Below are 20,703 nucleotides of genomic sequence, written 5' to 3'. Positions count from 1 at the left end.
ACCTCCGGCGGGAGTCGGAGCAGCGCGACATCGGGGAGACAAGCGTGACGGGCTGGCAGTTCTGGGTCGATCGCGGCGGCACCTTCACGGATGTCGTCGCGCAACGGCCCGACGGCCTGCTGCTCACCCGCAAGCTCCTCTCGGACAACCCCGCCAGGTACGCCGACGCCGCCGTGGCGGGCATCCGCGAACTTCTCACCGAAGCCGGTGAGGCCGTACCCGGACAGGGCGGCAGCCTGCCGGTGGAATCCGTCCGCATGGGCACCACCGTCGCCACCAACGCCCTCCTGGAGCGCAAGGGCGAGCGCACCCTCCTCGTCGTCACCCGCGGCTTCCGCGACGCGCTGCGCATCGCCTACCAGAACCGCCCGCGGATCTTCGCCCGCGCGATCGAACTGCCCGAGCTGCTCTACGAACGGGTCGTCGAGGTCGACGAGCGCATCGCCGCCGACGGCACCGTCCTGCGCACCCCCGACCTGGACGCACTCGCCGGGCCGCTCCAGGAGGCGTACGACGCCGGAATCCGCGCCGTCGCCGTCGTCTGCATGCACAGCCACCTTCACCCCGCCCACGAGCACGCCGTCGGCGAGCTGGCCGCCCGGACCGGCTTCCCGCAGATCTCGCTCTCCAGCGAGGTCAGCCCGCTGATGAAGCTCGTCCCGCGTGGCGACACGGCCGTCGTCGACGCCTACCTGTCGCCTGTGCTGCGCCGCTATGTCCAGCACGTCGCCGACGAACTCCAGGGCGTGCGGCTGATGTTCATGCAGTCCAACGGGGGCCTCGCCGAGGCCGGACAGTTCCGCGGCAAGGACGCCATCCTGTCCGGGCCCGCGGGCGGCATCGTCGGCATGGCGCGGATGTCGCAGCTCGCGGGCTTCGACCGCGTCATCGGCTTCGACATGGGCGGCACCTCCACGGATGTCTCGCACTTCGCGGGCGAGTACGAACGTGTCTTCACCACCCAGATCGCCGGCGTACGGCTGCGCGCGCCCATGCTGGACATCCACACCGTCGCGGCGGGCGGCGGCTCGGTGCTCCACTTCGATGGCTCCCGCTACCGCGTGGGGCCGGACTCGGCGGGCGCGGATCCGGGGCCCGCCTGCTACCGGAACGGCGGCCCGCTCACCGTCACCGACGCCAACGTGGCCCTCGGCCGCATCCAGCCCGCCCACTTCCCACGGGTGTTCGGCCCCGACGGCGACCAGCCGCTCGACGACGCCCTCGTCCGCGACCGGTTCGCCGCCCTCGCGCGCGAGATCCGCGAGAGGACCGGCGACGACCGGACGCCCGAGCAGGTCGCCGAGGGATACCTCCAGATCGCGGTCGCCAACATCGCCAACGCCGTCAAGCGCATCTCCGTGCAGAAGGGCCACGACGTCACCCGCTACGCGCTCACCACGTTCGGCGGCGCGGGCGGGCAGCACGCATGCATGGTCGCCGACTCGCTCGGCATCCGAACCGTCCTCGTGCCGCCCATGGCCGGTGTGCTCTCCGCGCTCGGCATCGGACTCGCCGACACGACGGCCATGCGTGAGCAGTCCGTCGAGGCGCCCCTGGAGGCATCCTCGATGCCCGGTGTCCTGAAGACCGCGGACGACCTGGAGGGCGCGGCCCGCGCCGAACTCCTCGCGGAGGATGTCCTCGAGGACCGCATCCAGGTCACCCGCCGGGCCCAGTTGCGCTATGACGGCACGGACACGGCACTCGTCGTCGAGCTCACCGAGCCCGGCACCATGATCCGCACCTTCGAAGACCGCCATCGCGCCACCTACTCCTTCACCCTCGACCGTCCGGTCGTCGTCGAAGCCCTCTCCGTGGAAGCCACCGGTCTCACCGAGCCTCCCGATCTCTCCGCCCTCGCCACCCCTCACTCCGCCGCCGGCCCCTCGGAGACGGTCAGCCTCCACACGGGCGGCGCCTGGCGCGACGTACCCCTGCACCGCCGCGAGGAACTGCCTCCCGGTGAAACCGTCACCGGCCCCGCGATCATCACCGAGGCCAGCGCGACGACCGTCGTCGACGACGGCTGGCAGGCGGCCATGACCGACGACGGGCATCTGATCATGGAACGCGTGGCGGTCACAGAGAGTTCCGATCTCGGTACGGAAGCCGACCCCGTTCTCCTTGAGGTCTTCAACAACCTCTTCATGTCCATCGCCGAGCAGATGGGCGCCCGCCTGGAGTCCACCGCCCAGTCGGTGAACATCAAGGAGCGCCTCGACTTCTCCTGCGCGCTCTTCGACCCGGAAGGCAACCTGGTCGCCAACGCCCCCCATATCCCTGTGCACTTGGGGTCGATGGGCACCAGCGTCAAGGAGGTCATCCGCCGCCGAGGCTCCGGGATGCGCCCCGGGGACGCGTACGCCATCAATGATCCGTACCACGGTGGCACCCACCTCCCGGACGTCACCGTGATCACCCCGGTCTTCGACACGGAGGGTGACCGGATCCTCTTCTACGTCGCCTCGCGCGGCCACCACGCCGAGATCGGCGGCATCGCGCCCGGTTCCATGCCCGCGAACAGCCGCGCCATCGAGGAGGAGGGCATCCTGTTCGACAACTGGCTGCTCGTGGAGGGCGGCCGACTCCGCGAGGCGGAGACACTACGGCTCCTCACCGAGGCGCCCTATCCCTCGCGCAACCCGAAGACCAACCTCGCCGACCTGCGTGCCCAGATCGCCGCCAACCAGAAGGGCGTCGACGAAGTCGCCCGCATGATCGAGAACTTCGGTCTCGACGTCGTCCAGGCCTACATGAAGCACGTCCAGGACAATGCCGAGGAAGCCGTACGCCGCGTCATCGACGCCCTGGAAGACGGCGCGTTCACGTACGAGACCGACTCCGGGGCGGTCATCCGGGTGCGCATCTCCGCAGACCGCGAAGAACGGTCCGCGGTCATCGACTTCACCGGTACGTCGCCGCAGCTCGGCACCAACTTCAACGCACCCTTCTCGGTGGTCAATGCCGCCGTCCTGTACGTCTTCCGTACCCTGGTCGCCGACGACATTCCGCTCAACGACGGCTGTCTGCGCCCCCTCGACATCATCGTGCCGTCCGGCTCGATGCTCGCCCCCGAACCCCCGGCCGCCGTCGTCGCCGGCAACGTCGAGACCTCCCAGGCCATCACGGGCGCCCTCTACGGAGCCCTCGGAGTGCAAGCTGAGGGCTCCGGCACCATGAACAACGTCACCTTCGGAAACGAACGCCACCAGTACTACGAGACCGTGGCCTCCGGATCCGGTGCGGGTGACGGCTTCCACGGAGCCTCCGTCGTCCAGACCCACATGACCAACTCGCGGCTCACGGATCCCGAGGTCCTCGAGTGGCGACTGCCCGTCCAGCTCGACGAGTTCGCCGTACGGCGCGGCAGTGGCGGGGCCGGACGGTGGCGCGGCGGGGACGGCGCCGTACGCCGCATCCGGTTCCACGAGCCCATGACCGTCTCCACGCTCTCCCAGCACCGCAGAGTCCCGCCCTACGGCATGGCGGGCGGCGAGCCCGGGGCACTGGGCGCCAACCGTGTGGAGCGCGCCGACGGCACGGTCACCGAACTCGGCGGAAGCGACGCGGCGGACGTCGGCCCCGGCGACGTACTGGTCATCGAAACCCCCGGCGGCGGCGGATACGGTCCACCACCGCACGACCCAGCACCGCACGACACCACTGAAGCAGGAGAAGAGATCGATGATCTTCGGGCGTTCTGAACGCGGCAAGCCCCCGGTCGAGCCCGTCACGCTCAAGATCCTCGTGGCGGGCGGCTTCGGGGTGGGGAAGACGACGCTGGTCGGCGCGGTCAGCGAGATCAAGCCGCTGCGGACCGAGGAAGTGCTCACCGAGGCGGGCCGCCCGGTCGACGACACCAGCGGCGTGGAGGGCAAGCACACCACCACGGTCGCCATGGACTTCGGCCGCATCACGCTCCGCGAGGACCTGGTCCTGTACCTCTTCGGGACGCCCGGTCAGGACCGCTTCTGGTTCCTGTGGGACGAGCTCTCCACCGGTGCCCTGGGTGCCGTCGTGCTCGCCGACACCCGCCGCCTGGAGGACTGCTTCGCCGCGGTCGACTACTTCGAGCGGCGCTCCATACCCTTCGTCGTGGGCGTCAACTGCTTCGAGGGCTCCGCCCGTTACCCCGCCGAAGACGTCCGCCAGGCCCTCGACCTCGACCCCGAAGTGCCCGTCGTGCTGTGCGACGCGCGGGACCGGGAGTCGGTCAAGGAGGTCCTCATCGGCGTGGTCCAGCACGCGATGGCGTACGCGGCCGACCGCCGCCAGACCGTCACCACCTGAAGCGCTCGCCCGCCACGCGCACGGCCCGTACCCCCGCCGACCGGGGTACGGGCCGTGGTCCTGAGGTACTACACGCGTGACGCACGCGCGCGTGGACCGCGAGAAACGCGAAACCGCAAAACCGTGAAAACGCAGCCTAGCCTTCGCCGTCCTCGTGCCAGCCGAAGCTCTTCTCCACCGCCTTGTGCCAGTTGTGGTACTCACGGTCGCGTACCGACGACTCCATGGACGGTGTCCACTCGACGTCCTTCTGCCAGTGCGCCTTCAGCTCGTCGAGGTCGTTCCACACCCCGGTCGCCAGCCCGGCCGCATACGCGGCACCCAGGCAGGTCGTCTCGGAGACCTTCGGGCGGATCACCGGCACGTCGAGGACGTCCGCCTGGTGCTGCATCAGGAGGTTGTTCTTCGTCATGCCGCCGTCCACCTTCAGGGTCGTGATCTGCACCCCGGAGTCCTGGAACATGGCGTCGACGACCTCACGGGTCTGCCAGCTCGTCGCTTCGAGCACCGCGCGCGCGAGGTGCCCCTTCGTGACGTACCGCGTGAGTCCGGTGATGACACCGCGCGCGTCGGAACGCCAGTAGGGCGCGAACAGGCCGGAGAACGCGGGCACGATGTACGCGCCGCCGTTGTCCTCGACGCTCGCCGCCAGGGTCTCGATCTCGTCCGACGTACGGATGATGCCGAGCTGGTCGCGGAACCACTGCACCAGGGCGCCGGTGATCGCGATCGACCCCTCCAGGCAGTACACCGGCGCCTCGGAGCCGATCTTGTAGCCCATGGTGGTGAGCAGCCCGCTCTTCGAGGGCACGGGCCGGTTCCCGGTGTTGAGCAGCAGGAAGCTGCCCGTGCCGTACGTGTTCTTGGCCGTGCCCACGTCATAGCAGGCCTGCCCGAAGACCGCCGCCTGCTGGTCGCCGAGCGCCGACGCGACGGGCACCCCGCCGAGCTGGCCCACAGCGGTCCCGTACACCTCGGCCGAGGACTTGATCTCCGGGAGGACCGCTTCGGGAACGTTCATCGCGGAGAGGATCGAGGCGTCCCACTGAAGGGTCTCGAGGTTCATCAGCATGGTGCGCCCGGCGTTGGTCACGTCGGTGACGTGGTGGCCGCCGTCCGTGCCGCCGGTGAGGTTCCAGATCAGCCAGGAGTCGATCGTGCCGAAGGCGATCTCGCCCCGCTCGGCCCGTGCCCGCAGCCCCGGCACGTTGTCCAGCAGCCAGGCCGCCTTCGGCCCGGAGAAGTAGCTGGCCAGCGGCAGCCCGGTCTGCTCGCGGAAACGGTCCTGGCCGTCCGAGCCGCCCAGCTCGTTGCAGAGCGCGGAGGTACGGGTGTCCTGCCAGACGATCGCGTTGTGCACGGGCTTGCCCGTGGCGCGGTCCCACAGGAGCGTCGTCTCCCGCTGGTTGGTGATCCCCAGCGCGCTGAGCTGGTCGGCGCGGAGACCGGCCTTCGCGACCGCGCCCGCGACCACGGCCTGCACCTTCGACCAGATCTCGGTGGCGTCGTGCTCCACCCAGCCCGGCTTGGGGAAGATCTGGCGGTGCTCACGCTGGTCGACGGCGACGATCGCGCCGTCCTGGTTGAAGATGATGCAGCGACTTGAAGTGGTGCCCTGGTCGATTGCGGCGACGAACTTGTCTGTCATGACGTCCCCTTCGTCGGATTCTTCAGAAGGCTGCGTTGAAGATGAGCCCCGAGAGCGCCCCGCCGATCAGTGGTCCCACCACCGGGATCCACGCGTAACTCCAGTCCGAGGTGCCCTTGTTGGGGATCGGGAGCAGGGCGTGGGTGATGCGCGGACCCAGGTCGCGGGCCGGGTTGATGGCGTATCCCGTAGGACCGCCGAGCGACAGACCGATGCCGACCACCAGGAAGGAGACGATCAGGATCGCGGTGCCGGACTCGCCGAGACCCTTGGTGAGGCCGAAGGCCAGGATCGGCAGGACCAGACCGACGGTCGCGATGATCTCGGTGATGAGGTTCGCCACCGGATTGCGGATCGCGGGTGCGGTGGAGAAGATCCCGAGCGTCGGCTGCGCCTTGTCCTCTTCGGCGTTGGCCTGGAACTGCGCGAAGTAGACCAACCAGCACAGGACCGCGCCGAGGACGGCGCCGACCATCTGTCCGGCGACGTAGATGGGGACCTTGTCCCAGTCCCCGGTGTCGATGGCGATGCCGAGCGTCACCGCCGGGTTGAGGTGCCCGCCGGACAGCGGCGCCGCGGTGTACGCCCCGGCCATCACGCCGAAGCCCCAGCCGAACGCGATGACGACCCAGCCGGCGTCCTTCGCCTTGGAGTAGTTCAGTACTACGGCGGCGACCACTCCGGCGCCGAAGAGGATCAGGATCGCTGTGCCGATGACCTCACCGACGAAGATGTCTCCATTGCTCATGGCGGCTCCTAGGCCCAAGCCCGGGGCGGTCCGCCCCGGTCCACCGTGCAGGGTGCGTTTCCCATGGCTACTTCAGCCGAAGGCAGGGAGAGTCCCGCGCCCCGCCCGGCGTCCGTGACGAGCGTGCCGTGGCAGCCGAATCGCCCGTGGGGGATGACCCGTTGGCGCAGGCGAGAGCCCGCGCGGCGCGATGCCTGAATACGCCGGAATGCGGCGACGCCGACTGACATCCGGAAGTGTTCACCGGAGGTCAAGGACCGTCAAGGTCGCGGGCGACAACGGTTCAGGTCCACAAAGGGGCCTGAACCAGGACGGCCGGAACCGCCACCGGTGTACGACGGTGCCGTGCGCGTCAGCTCCCAAGCCCTGCGGAGGCAGTACCGCAGAGCCCTCAGCCTAGCTGGGGCCCACCCGCCCCGCATCCGGCCTGCGCGGGCGCCGCCCCCGAGCCGCGGCGGATCTCGTGGCCGGGCAGGCCCGCGTGGCCCAGCACCCAGCTCGCGCCCCGCAGGGACTTCGCGGCCTGCTTGAGCGGGGCCAGACACGCCGCTGCCTGCCGGTGGTCGGTCACGCTCCCCGGGGCGCACAGCACCGTGGCCAGGGACAGCGTGACGGCGAGTCCACCGGCCGACCACGGCGTGTCGAGAACCGACGTGGCCAACGGATCGAGCCCGTCCGGATCAGCCAGGACCAGGAAGTCGTCACCGCCGATGTGCCCCACGCGCGTGGCCCCGGACGCGGCCGTCTGCAGCGCCCGCCCCACCGCGCGGATCAGCTCGTCGCCCGCGGCGAACCCCGCACCGTCGTTGACCTGCTTGAAGCCGTCGACGTCAAGCCAGCTCAGCGCGAAGATCCGCCCGTCCGCGATCCGCCGGTCCACCTCGCCGGTAATCGCGTCCGAACCGGGCAGCCGCGTGAGCGGATTCAGCGCGGCCGCCTCCTCGACGCGGCTCTCGGCCAGCGCCCGTACGAGATCGGCCAGGCGTACGACGCCCACACACCGCCCGAGCCGGTCGACGACCGCGACGTCGTCGGACGTACGGTCGCGATCCCCGTCCGCCACCACGTCGAGGACCTCCCACGCGGTGGCGTCGACACCGACCGTACGCGGCGGATCGCCGAGCTTGGCGGCCGGCCGGTCGGCGTACAGCGCGTGCCCGTAGCGGCCCGACAGCGACAGCAGGAACCGGGACCGGTGCACCGACCGCACCGGGACCCCCGCGGCGTCCACGAGCAGCACCCCGGACACCTCCGGCGACCCGGTCAGCAGCGCCCGCACCTGCCCCGCGGACGCGGAGGCGGGCAGCAGCGCGGCAGGCCGTACGAACTGCCGTACCGACGGCCCGTACGGAGGCGTTGTCCCGGTCGCCGGGGACAGAGCCGGAACGTATACGTCCGCCGCCGGACGGCGTGCCGGGGGTCCGAACAGCTCGCCCTGCGCCAGTTGCGCACCCGCCGACAGAGCCGCAGCACACTGCAGCTCGGTCTCGACGCCCTCGACGGACAGCAGCGCGCCGAGATGCTCGCACAGCGTCCGCATCGCCCGCACCACCGCCGGCCGCGTCAGCAGGGACGCGTCGAGCTTGACGAGGTCGGGAGCGAGATCCGCGAGCACCCGAAGGGGTACGTCGCCGTCACCGATGCCGTCCGCGCAGATCCGGAAGCCCTCGCCCCGCAACGCGGAGACCGTCTCGATGAGTGCCTGGTGCGGCACATGGGTGAACGGCGGGCCGACGTCGACCGTCACCTCCCACGGCATGCGCCCCACCTCGCGCACGGCCTCCCGCAGCGCGGCGAGCCCTCCGAGGTCGGCGAGGGTGCCCGCGAACACATTGACGTGGAGCGGCAGCAGCGTCTCCTGACGGGCCGCCGCCCGGATCGCCAACGCGGCCAGCCGACCGTCGAGTTCGGGGTCGCGGCGGGCCTGCGCGAGGACGTCACCCGCCTCCGGACGGGCGAGTATCTCCAGCGCCGCGACCCCTCCGGTCGTCAGATTGACGACCGGCTGGAAGGCGAAGCGGAGAGTATCCGTCCAGGAGCGCACGGAAGCATGATGACGCCTCCAGCGAGCGCCCAAGCGCAGTTCACGCGCTGTTCACGCAGGATTCCTGGCCGATCACACAGCGTACGGAAGGCTCTTCAGGCCCCATTGCGCAGGACACCCTGCGGTCATCGGACCGCTATCACGGACGATCCGTGCCCGAACAGCCCCTGGTTCGCGGTGATGCCCACTCGCGCGCCCGCGACCTGCCGTTCGCCCGCCACACCTCGCAACTGCCAGGTGAGCTCGCAGACTTGGGCGATGGCCTGCGCCGGAACGGCCTCTCCGAAGGAGGCGAGTCCGCCGCTGACGTTCACGGGTATTCGCCCGCCCGGCGCCGTCGCACCCTCTCGGAGGAGCTTGGCCGCCTCGCCCTCGCCGCACAGCCCCAGGTCCTCGTACCACTGCAACTCCAGGGCAGTGGACAGGTCATAGACCTCGGCGAGCGAGAGGTCCTCCGGGCCGATGCCCGCCTCCTCGTACGCCGCGCGCGCGATCGACGCGCGGAACGTCTCGGCCGCCGGCTCCACCGCGACCGCGGAGTCCGTCGCGATGTCCGGCAGATCGAGGACCGTTCTGGGATAGCGCGGTGTCACCGTGGACACCGCGCGGATCCGCACCGGATCCGCGGCCCCATGACACCGCGCGAACTCCATGCTGGACAGCACGAGTGCAGCCGCGCCGTCCGAGGTCGCGCAGATGTCGAGCAGCCGCAGCGGATCGGCGACCACCGCCGAGGCGGCGACCTCCTCGGCGGTGACCCGCTTGCGGTAGCGCGCGTACGGATTCAGCGCCCCCAGGGCGGCGTTCTTCACCTTGACCTGGGCGAAGTCCTCCAGCGTGTCCCCGTGTACGGCCATCCGCCGCCGCGCGTACAGCCCGAAGTACGCCGGATTCGTCGCTCCCAGGACCCGGAACCGCAGCCAGTCAGGGTCGTCGGGCCTGTCCCCGCCGGCGGGCCGGAAGAACCCCTTCGGAGCCGCGTCCGCGCCCACCACGAGGACCACGTCCGCGAGTCCGGAAAGGATCTGCGCCCGGGCCGCGCTGACGGCCTGGGCCCCGGACGCGCACGCCGCGTAGACACTCGCCACGCGGGCGCCCTGCCAGCCCAGCGCCTTCGCGAACGTCGCCCCGGCCACGTACCCCGGATAGCCGCCACGGACCGTGTCCGCGCCGACGATCGAGCCGACGTCCCGCCAGTCGACCCCCGCGTCGGCCAGCGCCGCGCGCGCCGCCACCGTCCCGTACTCGACGAAACCGCGACCCCACTTGCCCCAGGGGTGCATGCCCGCGCCGAGCACCGCCACCTCACCCGTCATGCCGTCACCCCCGTCGGCCGCCAGTGCCACGTCGTCCAGGTCGTCTCCGCGTCCTCGTTCAGCACGCCCGGGACGACCTCCACCTCCATGCCCACCGTCAGATCGGCGACGGTGATTCCGGGAACCGTCTGCCCGAGCACCACGATCCGCTCGGATTCCAGCTCCACAGCGATCAACGTGTATGGCTGCCATTCGAGTTCCGGGTCGGACACATACGGTGACGGCGGCCGGTACCGGCTGTCGGTGTACGACCAGATGCGGCCGCGCCGGGACAGCGGGACCTCGGCCAGCTCGCCGCCCGGGCACCCCGGATTACGGCAGAAGGCGTCCTCGCGGGGGAAGAACACCGACGAGCAGGCCGAGCAGCGCGTGCCCAGAAGCCGGAAGTCGTCCCCTTCGCCGGTGAACCAGCCGGTGACCACGGGTGTGCGGGTACGCGACAAGGTCCCTCCAGAACAACAAGATCTGACGGTACGTCAGAAGTGTGCCATGGGCCGTGCCGATTGGGCAGGGTGCCGATTGACAGGGCGGTGCTTCGGCTGATCAAGCGGCGCGTCAGTCGATCGGGCGGTGCGTCAGTTGAATGGTCAGTGAGTTACGAGAACCGCTCGGGCCCTTCTTGGCGTCGGAGTATCGGTAGGGACGGCCGGGGCCTACGGGGGTGGTTCCGGCCGTCTCTCGCCACCGGATCGGGCGCGGACTGTATCCGATCGCTTCCCCCACGGAACCCGCGGCTGATAAACGCAAGGAGCATGACCCGACTCTCCACCGCGGTACGCGGACTCGTCACCGCGCTCGCCGCCCTGCTGGCCGTCACCGCCGCCTCCGCCACCGCCCGGGCGACTCCGGAGCAGAAGGCCCCCGAGGACTTCGTGGCGCTGAGATCCGTGGACCGGACGATCCTCCAGGAGATCCGGTACTTCACCCCGCACAACTTCGTGGGCGAGCGCATCGACGGCTACCGGCAATCCCTCTGCATCCTCACCAAGCCCGCGGCAGAGGCCCTTCACAAGGCCCAGACGAGGCTGCTGCGCCAGGGCTACTCCCTGAAGGTGTACGACTGCTACCGGCCGCAGCGAGCCGTGGACCACTTCGTCCGCTGGGCCGAGAACCTGGACGACGAGACCATGAAGGGCGAGTTCTACCCGCAGGTCGACAAGACCCGCCTGTTCGAGGACGGTTACATCGCCGAGAAATCCGGCCACAGCCGCGGATCCACCATGGACCTCACGCTCGTGCGGCTCCCGGCGAAACCGACCCGGCCGTACGTCCCCGGGGAGCCGCTCGTGCCGTGCTACGCACCCCAGGCCGAACGGTTTCCCGACAACTCCGTGGACATGGGCACCGGCTTCGACTGCTTCGACACCCTGTCGCACACCCTCGACCCGCGCATCCAGGGGCAACAGCGCGCCAACCGGCTGCTGCTGAAGGACACCCTCGAAGACCTCGGTTTCGTGAACCTGCCCGAGGAATGGTGGCACTTCACGTACAAACCGGAGCTCTACCCGGACACCTACTTCGACTTCCCGGTGTCCAAGAAGTCCCTCGTCCCGTCCTACTGAGGTAGCCCGTCAAGACGCTCCTGTGATGATCGGATACAGTCCGCGGCGTGTCCCCATCCCAGAACCCGTCCGCCAACTCCGTGCCGGACTCGCACTGTTCGAGCTGTGGAGCGCCCTACGGAGAGGGTGTCTACGGCTGGCCCCGCACCTGTGCTTCCTGTGGCGCCGTGGCCTACCGCAATCCACTGCCGGTCGCGGTGGCCCTTCAGCCCGCGTACGACACGAAGGGCACGGCCCTGGTCGTCATCACCCGAACCATCGCCCCCGCGCGCGGGGGCATCGCTCTGCCCGGAGGGTTCATCGACCACCGGGAGGACTGGCGGCACGCCGTCGTCCGCGAGCTCAAGGAGGAGACGGGCATCGACGCGGCAAGCCGCGACGTACGGCTGGCCGACGCGATGAGCTCTCCCGACGGCCACCTCCTGCTCTTCGGTCTGCTTCCGGAACGCCCGGCCGCCGAACTGCCACCGCCCTCCGCGACGGACGAGACCGAGGGCTGGCACCTGCTCCGCACAGCGACCGAACTCGCCTTCCCGCTGCACACCGTGGCGGCGCGCGCGTTCTTCGAGGGCCGGTACCTCTGACGGATCGTCCAGGGAGGCCGAGAGGCACCTCAAGGGTGCGTCACAGCGTCCTCAGCCCTCGGACCCGTACAGGGCACGACGGCTCACTCGGGCCGTTCTCCCCGTCCCGCTCGACGACCACCCGCTGTCCTTCCCAGCGCGTCACATACCGTTCGATCTCCGGCTCCTCCCAGCTGTCGCCCGTGTCCCGCACCACGAGCCCGCCTCCGGTACGTCCACCGGCGGGAGCCCACACCTCCAGCTCCAGGCTGCCGTCGTCGCCGCGTACGGGCACGACGGCACCCGCGCGCGCCAGCACCGGTATCCGGGACATGGGAGCGTCGAGCAGCACCTGAGCGGGCCCCTCGTAGGCCTCCTCGGTCACCGTGTCGTACCAGCGCCCCCGCGGCAGTTGCACCGCACGCCGGTCGGTGCCCGGGTCCAGCACCGGCGCCACCAGGAGACAGTCGCCGAGCAGAAAGGTGTCCTCGCAGTCGCGCAGCGCCCGGTCCTCCGGCACGCCCCACCACACCGGCCGCACATACGGCGCCCCCGTACGGCGCGCCAGATGCGCCAGCGTCACGAAGTACGGCAGCAGCCGCCGCCGCTCGACGAGCGCCACGCGCGCGTGCTCCAGGACATCGTCGCCGAACTCCCAGGGCTCCCTGCGCCCGGCCCGCAGGCTCGCGTGCGTACGGAACAGCGGCAGATACGCGCCCAGTTGGAACCACCGCAGATACAGCTCGGGTGACGGACTGCCGTCGAACCCGCCGACATCGGGGCCCGAATACGGCACCCCGCACAATCCGAGCCCCACCACCAGCGACAGCGATGCCCGCAGCCCCGGCCAGTCCGTGGCCACGTCCCCGGACCAGGTCCCTCCGTAGCGCTGCATTCCGGCCCACCCCGAGCGCGAGAAGATGAACGGCCGCCCCCTGGGCGTCAGTTCACGCAGACCTTCATAGCCGGCCCGTGCCATGCCGAGCGCGTACACGTTGTGCGCCTCGCGATGGTCGCCACCGCGTCCCTCCAGGTCATGCCGCGCGGAACGGGGCAGCGTGTTCTCCCCGAAGGCCGTGAACGACACCGGTTCGTTCATGTCGTGCCAGAAGCCCGCGAAACCCTGCGCCAGCCGCTCCTCGTAGAACTCGCCCCACCACTGGCGCACACGCGCGCGCGTGAAGTCCGGATACACCGCCTCGCCCGGCCAGACGACACCGCGCACCAGCTTGCCCGCCGAGTCCCGCACGAAGGCATCCACCTCGGACCCGCTGTCGTACACCGCGTTGCCCGCCTCGGCCTTGACCGCCGGATCCACGATCGACACCAGCCGGATCCCGTCCCGGCGCAACTCCTCGGCGACCACCGGCAGCTTCGGGAAACGCTCCCTGTCGACCGTGAACACCTGGTGCGCGTCGAAGTGGTCGATGTCGAGATGGACCGCGTCCAACGGCAGCCCGCGGTCCTGATAGCCGGCGACGATCCGCCGCACCTCCTGCTCGCTGCCGAAGCCCCACCGCGCGTGATGATGCCCCAGCGCCCACGCGGGCGGCAGCGCGGCCGCCCCGGTGAGCGACGCCCAGGCGTGCAGCACGCGCGCGGGAGTACCCACCATCACCCAGCAGCGCAGCGGCCCGCCGTCCATCCGCAGCTCGCTCGTCCCGGCCCGGTCGTGCCCGGACCCCGCGCCCTCCTCGCCCTCGCGCAAGGTCACGCTGCCGTCCCATGTGCTGTCGTGGAACACGAGATGCGTGGCCGCGTCGGCCACCACCATCTGCACCGGCATGGTGATGTACAGCGGATCGTCACCCGGACCGAAGGCGAGGCCGGGATCGGTGTTCCACAACCGGTAGGTGCCGTCGCGCAGCCGCGGCCCCGACGCGCGCCCTCCCAGCCCGAAGAACCGTGCGTCCGCGGCCACTTCGGACCGCTGCATCCAGCGCGCCCGACCCCCGCCGACCGGCTCCCACCATCGGGGCGGCAGATCGCGACGCAGGGTGACTCCGCCCGGCGTACGCACCTCCACGGCGCCGTTCCGCGAGATGACGACCGTCACGCGCTCGGCCACGACCCGCCAGGCGCCGTCCTTGTCCGGCTCCAGAACGGCTCGGGGGTCCGGCCTGGGGGAGCGGTCCGCGAGCGCGTACGACGGCTCGGGTCCGGCACCGTCCCAGCCCCAGAAGACGGCTCCGTTCACGGCGACGGTGATGCGCAGCTCCGACCGGGTAAACCGGACGAGTCCGCCGCCGGGCCCCGGCTCCACGTCCAGCACGGGCCCGGGCACCCGCGCGCGCTCGGCGCCACGCGGCGGAAGCCCGGCCGCGTCGGCACGCCTCCTGCGCCACGCGGCCCGCACGGTACGCCACCCCTGGGCCGCCCCTGTCGAACCGACCGCCTTCACCGAGCGCACCAGGTCACGACCGTCCATGCTGCTCAGCCTGCCATTGCCCTGCCCACATGTGTGAGTCGTTCAACTGCCGTTCACCTGCGACGGGGCCACATCTTCACGACCCGGACCATGTGGGGCGCACGACCCGGACCATCCTTGGCGCACCCTGGTGCGGAAGTCGATCACGTGGCATCGTCCGTATCAGCCGCGTGACGCGCGCACACCCCAGCCTGTGCGCGACCCACGCACACGACGCGCACAGTCCGGGAGCCGCCCCATGTCCTCCGTGAATCCCTCACCGCTCTGGCAGCCCGACCGGGAACGCATCGCCCGGGCGCAGATCACGAAGTTCCAGGCCTGGGCGGCCGAGCACCACGGAGCCCCGTCCGAAGGCGGCTACGCGGCCCTCCACCGCTGGTCCGTGGACGAGCTGGACACGTTCTGGAAGGCCGTCACCGAGTGGTTCGACGTACGGTTTTCGACCCCCTACGCGCGCGTGCTCGGCGACCGCTCGATGCCGGGCGCCGAGTGGTTCCCCGGGGCCACCCTCAACTACGCCGAGCACGCCCTGCGCGCGGCCGAGACCCGCGCCGACGCACCGGCCCTCCTGTACGTCGACGAAACCCACGAACCGCGCCCGGTCAGCTGGTCCGAACTGCGCCGTCAGGTCGCCTCCCTGGCCGCCGAGCTCCGCACCCTCGGCGTACGCCCCGGAGACCGCGTCAGCGGCTACCTCCCGAACGTTCCGCAGGCCGTCGTCGCCCTCCTCGCCACGGCTGCCGTGGGCGGCGTCTGGACGTCCTGCGCGCCCGACTTCGGCGCCCGCAGCGTCCTCGACCGCTTCCAGCAGGTCGAACCGGTCGTGATGTTCACCGTCGACGGCTACCACTACGGCGGCAAGGAACACGACCGCCGCGACACCGTCGCCGAACTGCGCCGCGAACTGCCCACGCTGCGCGCCGTGGTCCATGTCCCTTTGCTCGGCACCGACGCCCCCGAAGGGGCTCTGGAGTGGTCCGCGCTCACCTCCGCCGACGTGGAGCCCGTCTTCGAAGCGGTCCCTTTCGACCACCCTCTGTGGGTTCTCTACTCCTCCGGCACGACCGGCCTACCGAAGGCCATCGTCCAGTCCCAGGGCGGCATCCTCGTCGAACACCTCAAGCAACTCGCCCTGCACTGCGACCTGGGCCCCGAGGACCGCTTCTTCTGGTACACCTCCACCGGCTGGATGATGTGGAACTTCCTCGTCTCCGGCCTCCTGACGGGCACAACGATCGTCCTGTACGACGGCAGCCCCGGCTATCCGGACACGGCCGCCCAGTGGCGCATCGCCGACCGCACGGGAACCACGCTGTACGGCACCTCGGCCGCGTACGTCATGGCCTGCCGCAAGGCGGACGTGCGCCCCTCCCGCGACTTCGACCTCTCCCGTGTGCAGTGCGTCGCCACCACCGGCTCGCCCCTGCCGCCCGACGGGTTCCGCTGGCTGCACGACGAGTTCGCAGAGAGCGGGGCCGACTTGTGGATCGCCTCGGTCAGCGGCGGCACCGACGTGTGCTCCTGCTTCGCAGGAGCCGTACCCACACTCCCGGTGTACATCGGCGAACTCCAGGCCCCGTGCCTGGGCACCGATCTCCAGTCCTGGGACCCCAGCGGCAAACCCCTGACCGACGAAGTCGGCGAGCTGGTCGTCACCAATCCGATGCCGTCCATGCCCATCCGCTTCTGGAACGACCCCGACGGCCGGCGCTACCACGACAGTTACTTCGACGTGTACCCAGGCGTCTGGCGCCACGGAGACTGGATCACCGTCACCTCACGCGGCTCGGTGATCATCCACGGCCGCTCGGACTCCACGCTCAACCGCCAGGGCGTACGCATGGGTTCGGCCGACATCTACGAAGCCGTCGAACGGCTCCCCGAGATCCGCGAATCCCTCGTCATCGGCATCGAACAGCCCGACGGCGGCTACTGGATGCCGCTGTTCGTACACCTCGCCCCGGGCGCCGTACTCGACGACGCCCTCCTCGGACGCATCAAACAGACCATCCGCGAACAACTCTCGCCACGCCACGTACCCGACGAGGTCATCGAGGTGCCCGGCATTCCGCACACCCTCACGGGCAAACGCATCGAGGTCCCGGTCAAGCGCCTTCTCCAAGGCGCTCCCCTCGAGAAGGCCGTCAACCTCGGCTCCGTGGACAGCGTCGAACTGCTGCGCTTCTACGAGGACCTGGCCCACAAGCGCGCCTGATGATCCCCCACACGCGATGACCTGCGCTTTCCAGCGGAGCCGCGTGCGGGAACCCCTCACCCCGACGGGCATTGTCAGTGCAGCCGATTACCGTGAGTGAGCATTGATCGACTGCACTCAGGGGGAAAAATGGCGCACACCCAGCACCCGACCATGCGACGCGTCCTGCGCCGCGAAATCGCCGGCACCATCGGCCTGCTGACCGACGAGCACGACTTCATGACGATGCGTCGCTACCGCACCTTCACGTTCGACGACCACGCAGGCTATCTCCAGCAGGTGGAAGCACTGCTCAGGACACTCGCATCCCAGGGCGGCCACACCACGGTGGCACTCTTCGACCCCGAGGAGTACGCGGAGTTCTGCGCCGACACCGGCCTGGAACCCGACGCCCCGTCCAGCCGCACCCGCTTCACAGCCGAGCTCGCCTCGACGGGCCCCACCCTCCCGTACGAAGGACAGCCCCTCGTCGACCTCGTCCCGAACCTCGTCGACGAGGCCGTCCGACAAGCCACTTGGGAGTACGCGACCACGCTCCTGTCCCGCATCGGCAACTGCGTGTCGTGCGGCGAGGACATCGGCCGTGCGGCCTTCATCCGAGCCTCTGACCTGCTCGTCCGCATCGTCGACAACACAGGCCCCGGCGAGCGTCACCTCGTGTGCAGCGTCTCGACCGCACCGGAACCACTCGTCGCCGTCCTCCATGCCGACGACGACCTCCACGGCACACCCCAACTCGACGAGACCCAGGCTCTCGAATTCACCACGGTCCTGGCCGTCGGCATCGCCACCCAGAGCGCCGGAGGCCTCGTCATGCGCACCAGCGCACCCGACACGACCGACCGCGTCTTCGGCTGGCGCCTGCGCGGAGAAGGCCTGGAACCACTGACCGCAGGAGAAGTCTTCGACGCCTACTGCACCGACATCGAATCCGGCGACCTCGTCTCCCCGGAGTCGGGCGTCGACTACTGCGTACCACCAGACCTGGGGGACGACGGCCACACGACGGCACACACGCACTGAAAACGAGAGGGGCGCCCACCCGCAGGCGGAGCGCCCCTCGATCACCGCTGGTCAACGGCGTGGGCCGACTTACTCGCCGGACAGCACCGCCTGAGCCGCCTTGCGCGCCTCCTCGGCGCTGTCCGAGGCGCGCGCCGCCGCCGCGGCACGCTCGCACTGCGCCAGCGTGTACTTGGCCAGCGTCGCCCGGACGTACGGAATCGACGCCGCACCCATAGAAAGGGAGGTGACGCCCAGACCGGTCAGCACACACGCGAGCAGCGGGTCCGACGCCGCCTCGCCGCAGACACCGCAGCTCTTGCCCTCGGCCTTCGCCGCCTCGGCGGACAGCGCGACCAGGTCGAGCAGCGCGGGCTGCCACGGGTCCTGGAGACGGGACACAGCGCCCACCTGACGGTCGGCGGCGAAGGTGTACTGCGCGAGATCGTTGGTCCCCAGCGAGAGGAATTCGACCTCCTGCAGGATCGACCGCGCCCGCAGAGCGGCCGACGGAATCTCGACCATGGCACCGAACTTCGCCTGCAGACCGGCCTCACGGCACGCGTCCGCGAACGCCCTGGCGTCGATACGGTCGGCGACCATCGGCGCCATCACCTCGAGGTAGACCGGCAGCCCCTCGGAAGCCTTCGCGAGCGCCGTCAGCTGCGTACGCAGCACCTCCGGGTGGTCGAGCAGCGTCCGCAGACCCCGCACGCCCAGTGCCGGGTTCGGCTCGTCGGCCGGCGTCAGGAAGTCGAGCGGCTTGTCGGCACCCGCATCGAGCACACGCACCACGACACGACCCTCAGGGAAGGCCTCAAGGACCTTGCGATACGCCTCGACCTGCTTCTCCTCCGACGGCGCATTCTTGCTGTCGTCAAGGAAGAGGAACTCGGTACGGAACAGACCCACACCCTCGGCGCCGGCCTCCACCGCCGCCGGCACATCCGCCGGGCCCCCGACATTGGCCAGCAGCGGGACCTTGTGCCCGTCGGAAGTGGCGCCGGGCCCGGTCGACGCGGCCAGCACAGCCTTGCGCTCAGCGGCCGCGGCCTCCATGGCGGCCTTCTTGTCGGCACTCGGGTTCACGAAGATCTCACCGGTACTGCCGTCCACCGCGATCATCGTGCCCTCGGCGAGCTCACTCGCACCCGGCAGCGCGACCACAGCCGGAACGCCGAGCGCCCGCGCCAGAATCGCGCTGTGGCTGGTCGGCCCGCCCTCCTCGGTGACGAAACCGAGAACCAGTGCTGGATCCAGCAGCGCAGTGTCGGCAGGCGCAAGGTCACGAGCGATGAGGACGTACGGCTCGTCACTGTCCGGGACGCCCGGCATCGGAACACCGAGCAGGCGCGCGACGATACGATTCCGCACGTCGTCGAGGTCCGCGACACGACCGGCGAGGTACTCACCAGCACCCGCCAGCAGGGCGCGATACGCGGCGAACGCGTCGTACACCGCGCGCTCAGCCGTGCTCCCGACAGCGATACGCCGCTCGACGTCGGCCATGAGCTCCGGGTCCTGAGCCATCATGGCCTGGGCCTCGAGCACCGCCTGGGCTTCACCGCCCGCCAGATTGCCGCGCGCCATCAGATCGGCCGCCACAGCTTCCACGGCCTTGCGGGCGCGCCCCTGTTCGCGCTCCGCATCCTCCGCCGGAATCTGCTTGGCAGGCGGCTCGAGAACCGCTGTCCCCATGTGCCGAACCTCGCCGATCGCCACACCGTGGCTCACGCCGACGCCTCGCAGCGTTGTTTCCATGTCACCTGTCTCCGATAGAGCGGCGGGTCCCGCCACCGCGGTGGTCGTCCTGCCTGTCATTCATGACGGCACTGAAGTCAGTGCCAGCTGAAGAGAGCGTCGCCAGCCTTCACGTCGCCGTCAACGTTGAGGTCGGAGAGGGACTCGGCGGTGGCCTCGAGAGCCACGATGGGGCACACCGGGGACTTACCGGCCGCTTCGACGGCAACAGGGTTCCAGCGGACCATGGCCTGACCGCGCTGTACGGTGTCGCCCTTGTTGATCAGTAGCTCGAAGCCCTCGCCATTCAGCTGAACAGTGTCGATACCGAGGTGCGTGAGTACGCCGTGCCCCTGCTCATCGACTACGACGAAGGCGTGCGGATGAAGCGAGACAACAACGCCGTCGATGGGGGCGACGGCCTCAGAGGGCTCACGTACGGGGTCGATCGCCGTGCCAGGCCCCACCATGGCTCCAGAGAAGACCGGATCGGGTACGGCCGCGAGGCCGATGGCACGTCCTGCAAGAGGGGACGTCACGATGGTCATGGGAAGCCTCCCGGGGGCGGAGATTCATATGGGCCGTCACTGCCTGTACCGGACGGCGAGCTGTTCAGCAGCGTAAGTCATGAGAAGTGCCGGTTCCGCACGAGAGATCCCGGTTGGCGACCGTAGAGCCCAGCACAAACGATTTGCGCCCGCTCCACCCCTCCATGTAGGGTTGTACACCTGCTTGAGGCGGAGTGACGCAACCATGCGCCCCCACCTGGCAGCACTCAACTTGTCAGATCCTATCTCGGGTTGCCGTTCTGCATGCCTGCAGGACCACGGTCAGAGAGATGGGAAAACCCTGATAGAGTTTGGAAACACCGAAGGGAAGCCCGGAGGAAAGCCTGCGAGGGTGAGTACGAAGGAAGCGTCCGTTCCTTGAGAACTCAACAGCGTGCCAAAAATCAACGCCAGATATGTTGATACCCCGTCCATCGGAAGCTTTTCCGGTGGCGAGGTTCCTTTGAAAAACAACACAGCGAGGACGCTGTGAACCTTTCCGATTATTCCTCGGAGGGGTTCCGCTCTCGTGATGTGTGATCCCGATTACGGGAATACATTCACGGAGAGTTTGATCCTGGCTCAGGACGAACGCTGGC

General features: G+C 69.7%; 14 protein-coding genes. 6 read left to right on the top strand and 8 right to left on the bottom strand.

Annotated features, from left to right (window positions below):
* Positions 1-44 precede the first annotated feature (44 nt).
* Both G5C60_RS18785 and G5C60_RS18780 read left to right on the top strand, forming a co-directional pair.
* Entirely contained in the window at positions 45-3,704 is a 3,660-nt protein-coding gene (locus G5C60_RS18785) for a hydantoinase B/oxoprolinase family protein (RefSeq protein WP_165260709.1), read from the top strand.
* A complete protein-coding gene (locus tag G5C60_RS18780; RefSeq protein ID WP_165260707.1) occupies positions 3,685-4,290 on the top strand; it encodes a GTP-binding protein in 606 nt (201 codons plus the stop codon). The genes G5C60_RS18785 and G5C60_RS18780 overlap by 20 nt, the downstream gene beginning before the upstream one ends.
* A gap of 136 nt (positions 4,291-4,426) precedes the next feature.
* On the opposite strand, the gene glpK is transcribed toward G5C60_RS18780, so the two are convergent.
* From glpK to G5C60_RS18755, 5 genes are all read right to left on the bottom strand, one after another.
* Complete coding sequence (glpK, locus tag G5C60_RS18775) at positions 4,427-5,938, bottom strand: glycerol kinase GlpK (protein ID WP_165260705.1); 1,512 nt, start codon at positions 5,936-5,938, stop codon at positions 4,427-4,429.
* 22 nt (positions 5,939-5,960) lie between these two features.
* A complete protein-coding gene (locus G5C60_RS18770; protein ID WP_165260703.1) occupies positions 5,961-6,686 on the bottom strand; it encodes an MIP/aquaporin family protein in 726 nt (241 codons plus the stop codon).
* A gap of 391 nt (positions 6,687-7,077) precedes the next feature.
* Positions 7,078-8,730, bottom strand: a complete 1,653-nt coding sequence (locus G5C60_RS18765) for an EAL domain-containing protein (protein WP_165260701.1) — start codon at positions 8,728-8,730, stop codon at positions 7,078-7,080.
* A 125-nt stretch (positions 8,731-8,855) separates the two neighbouring features.
* Entirely contained in the window at positions 8,856-10,046 is a 1,191-nt protein-coding gene (locus G5C60_RS18760; protein ID WP_165260699.1) for a lipid-transfer protein, read from the bottom strand.
* Positions 10,043-10,468 carry a zinc ribbon domain-containing protein gene (locus G5C60_RS18755; protein WP_165260753.1) on the bottom strand — a complete coding sequence of 142 codons (426 nt, stop codon included), beginning with the start codon at positions 10,466-10,468 and terminating at the stop codon, positions 10,043-10,045. Before G5C60_RS18755 ends, G5C60_RS18760 begins: the two co-directional genes overlap by 4 nt.
* 330 nt (positions 10,469-10,798) lie before the next feature.
* Between G5C60_RS18755 and G5C60_RS18750 the strand changes: the two genes are divergently transcribed.
* Positions 10,799-11,608: a M15 family metallopeptidase gene (locus G5C60_RS18750; protein ID WP_165260697.1), complete on the top strand. Its 810-nt coding sequence runs from the start codon at positions 10,799-10,801 to the stop codon at positions 11,606-11,608.
* Positions 11,609-11,655: 47 nt separating this feature from the next.
* On the top strand, positions 11,656-12,192 hold the full coding sequence (locus G5C60_RS18745) for an NUDIX domain-containing protein (protein WP_165260695.1): 537 nt from the start codon (positions 11,656-11,658) through the stop codon (positions 12,190-12,192).
* Between the two features lie 40 nt (positions 12,193-12,232).
* On the opposite strand, the gene G5C60_RS18740 is transcribed toward G5C60_RS18745, so the two are convergent.
* The gene (locus G5C60_RS18740; protein WP_165260693.1) at positions 12,233-14,599 is read right to left on the bottom strand and encodes a glycoside hydrolase family 31 protein; all 2,367 of its coding nucleotides are present in this window, start codon (positions 14,597-14,599) and stop codon (positions 12,233-12,235) included.
* A 238-nt stretch (positions 14,600-14,837) separates the two neighbouring features.
* On the opposite strand from G5C60_RS18740, the gene G5C60_RS18735 reads away from it, so the two are divergent.
* Both G5C60_RS18735 and G5C60_RS18730 read left to right on the top strand, forming a co-directional pair.
* Positions 14,838-16,814 (top strand): acetoacetate--CoA ligase, encoded by a 1,977-nt coding sequence (locus G5C60_RS18735; protein WP_165260691.1) that lies wholly within the window; start codon positions 14,838-14,840, stop codon positions 16,812-16,814.
* Between the two features lie 129 nt (positions 16,815-16,943).
* Positions 16,944-17,837, top strand: coding sequence for a hypothetical protein (locus tag G5C60_RS18730; RefSeq protein WP_165260689.1), 894 nt, complete (start codon positions 16,944-16,946; stop codon positions 17,835-17,837).
* Between the two features lie 69 nt (positions 17,838-17,906).
* On the opposite strand, the gene ptsP is transcribed toward G5C60_RS18730, so the two are convergent.
* Together ptsP and G5C60_RS18720 are read right to left on the bottom strand one after the other, a co-directional pair.
* Complete coding sequence (gene ptsP / locus G5C60_RS18725; RefSeq protein WP_165260687.1) at positions 17,907-19,577, bottom strand: phosphoenolpyruvate--protein phosphotransferase; 1,671 nt, start codon at positions 19,575-19,577, stop codon at positions 17,907-17,909.
* A 77-nt stretch (positions 19,578-19,654) separates the two neighbouring features.
* Complete coding sequence (locus G5C60_RS18720; RefSeq protein WP_165260685.1) at positions 19,655-20,104, bottom strand: PTS sugar transporter subunit IIA; 450 nt, start codon at positions 20,102-20,104, stop codon at positions 19,655-19,657.
* Positions 20,105-20,703: the final 599 nt, after the last annotated feature.

Origin of the sequence: Streptomyces scabichelini (assembly GCF_011045015.1) — a bacterium.
Classification (GTDB): domain Bacteria; phylum Actinomycetota; class Actinomycetes; order Streptomycetales; family Streptomycetaceae; genus Streptomyces; species Streptomyces scabichelini.
This window is presented reverse-complemented; position numbering and strand designations above follow the sequence as displayed.

Bases quoted from the DNA above. Each gene is read 5' to 3' on its own strand.
- G5C60_RS18780 (WP_165260707.1), top strand. From the start codon at position 3,685: ATGATCTTCGGGCGTTCTGAACGCGGCAAGCCCCCGGTCGAGCCCGTC.
- glpK (WP_165260705.1), bottom strand. From the start codon at position 5,938: ATGACAGACAAGTTCGTCGCCGCAATCGACCAGGGCACCACTTCAAGT.
- G5C60_RS18770 (WP_165260703.1), bottom strand. From the start codon at position 6,686: ATGAGCAATGGAGACATCTTCGTCGGTGAGGTCATCGGCACAGCGATC.
- G5C60_RS18760 (WP_165260699.1), bottom strand. From the start codon at position 10,046: ATGACGGGTGAGGTGGCGGTGCTCGGCGCGGGCATGCACCCCTGGGGC.
- G5C60_RS18750 (WP_165260697.1), top strand. From the start codon at position 10,799: ATGACCCGACTCTCCACCGCGGTACGCGGACTCGTCACCGCGCTCGCC.
- G5C60_RS18740 (WP_165260693.1), bottom strand. From the start codon at position 14,599: ATGGACGGTCGTGACCTGGTGCGCTCGGTGAAGGCGGTCGGTTCGACA.
- G5C60_RS18735 (WP_165260691.1), top strand. From the start codon at position 14,838: ATGTCCTCCGTGAATCCCTCACCGCTCTGGCAGCCCGACCGGGAACGC.
- G5C60_RS18730 (WP_165260689.1), top strand. From the start codon at position 16,944: ATGGCGCACACCCAGCACCCGACCATGCGACGCGTCCTGCGCCGCGAA.
- ptsP (WP_165260687.1), bottom strand. From the start codon at position 19,577: ATGGAAACAACGCTGCGAGGCGTCGGCGTGAGCCACGGTGTGGCGATC.
- G5C60_RS18720 (WP_165260685.1), bottom strand. From the start codon at position 20,104: ATGACCATCGTGACGTCCCCTCTTGCAGGACGTGCCATCGGCCTCGCG.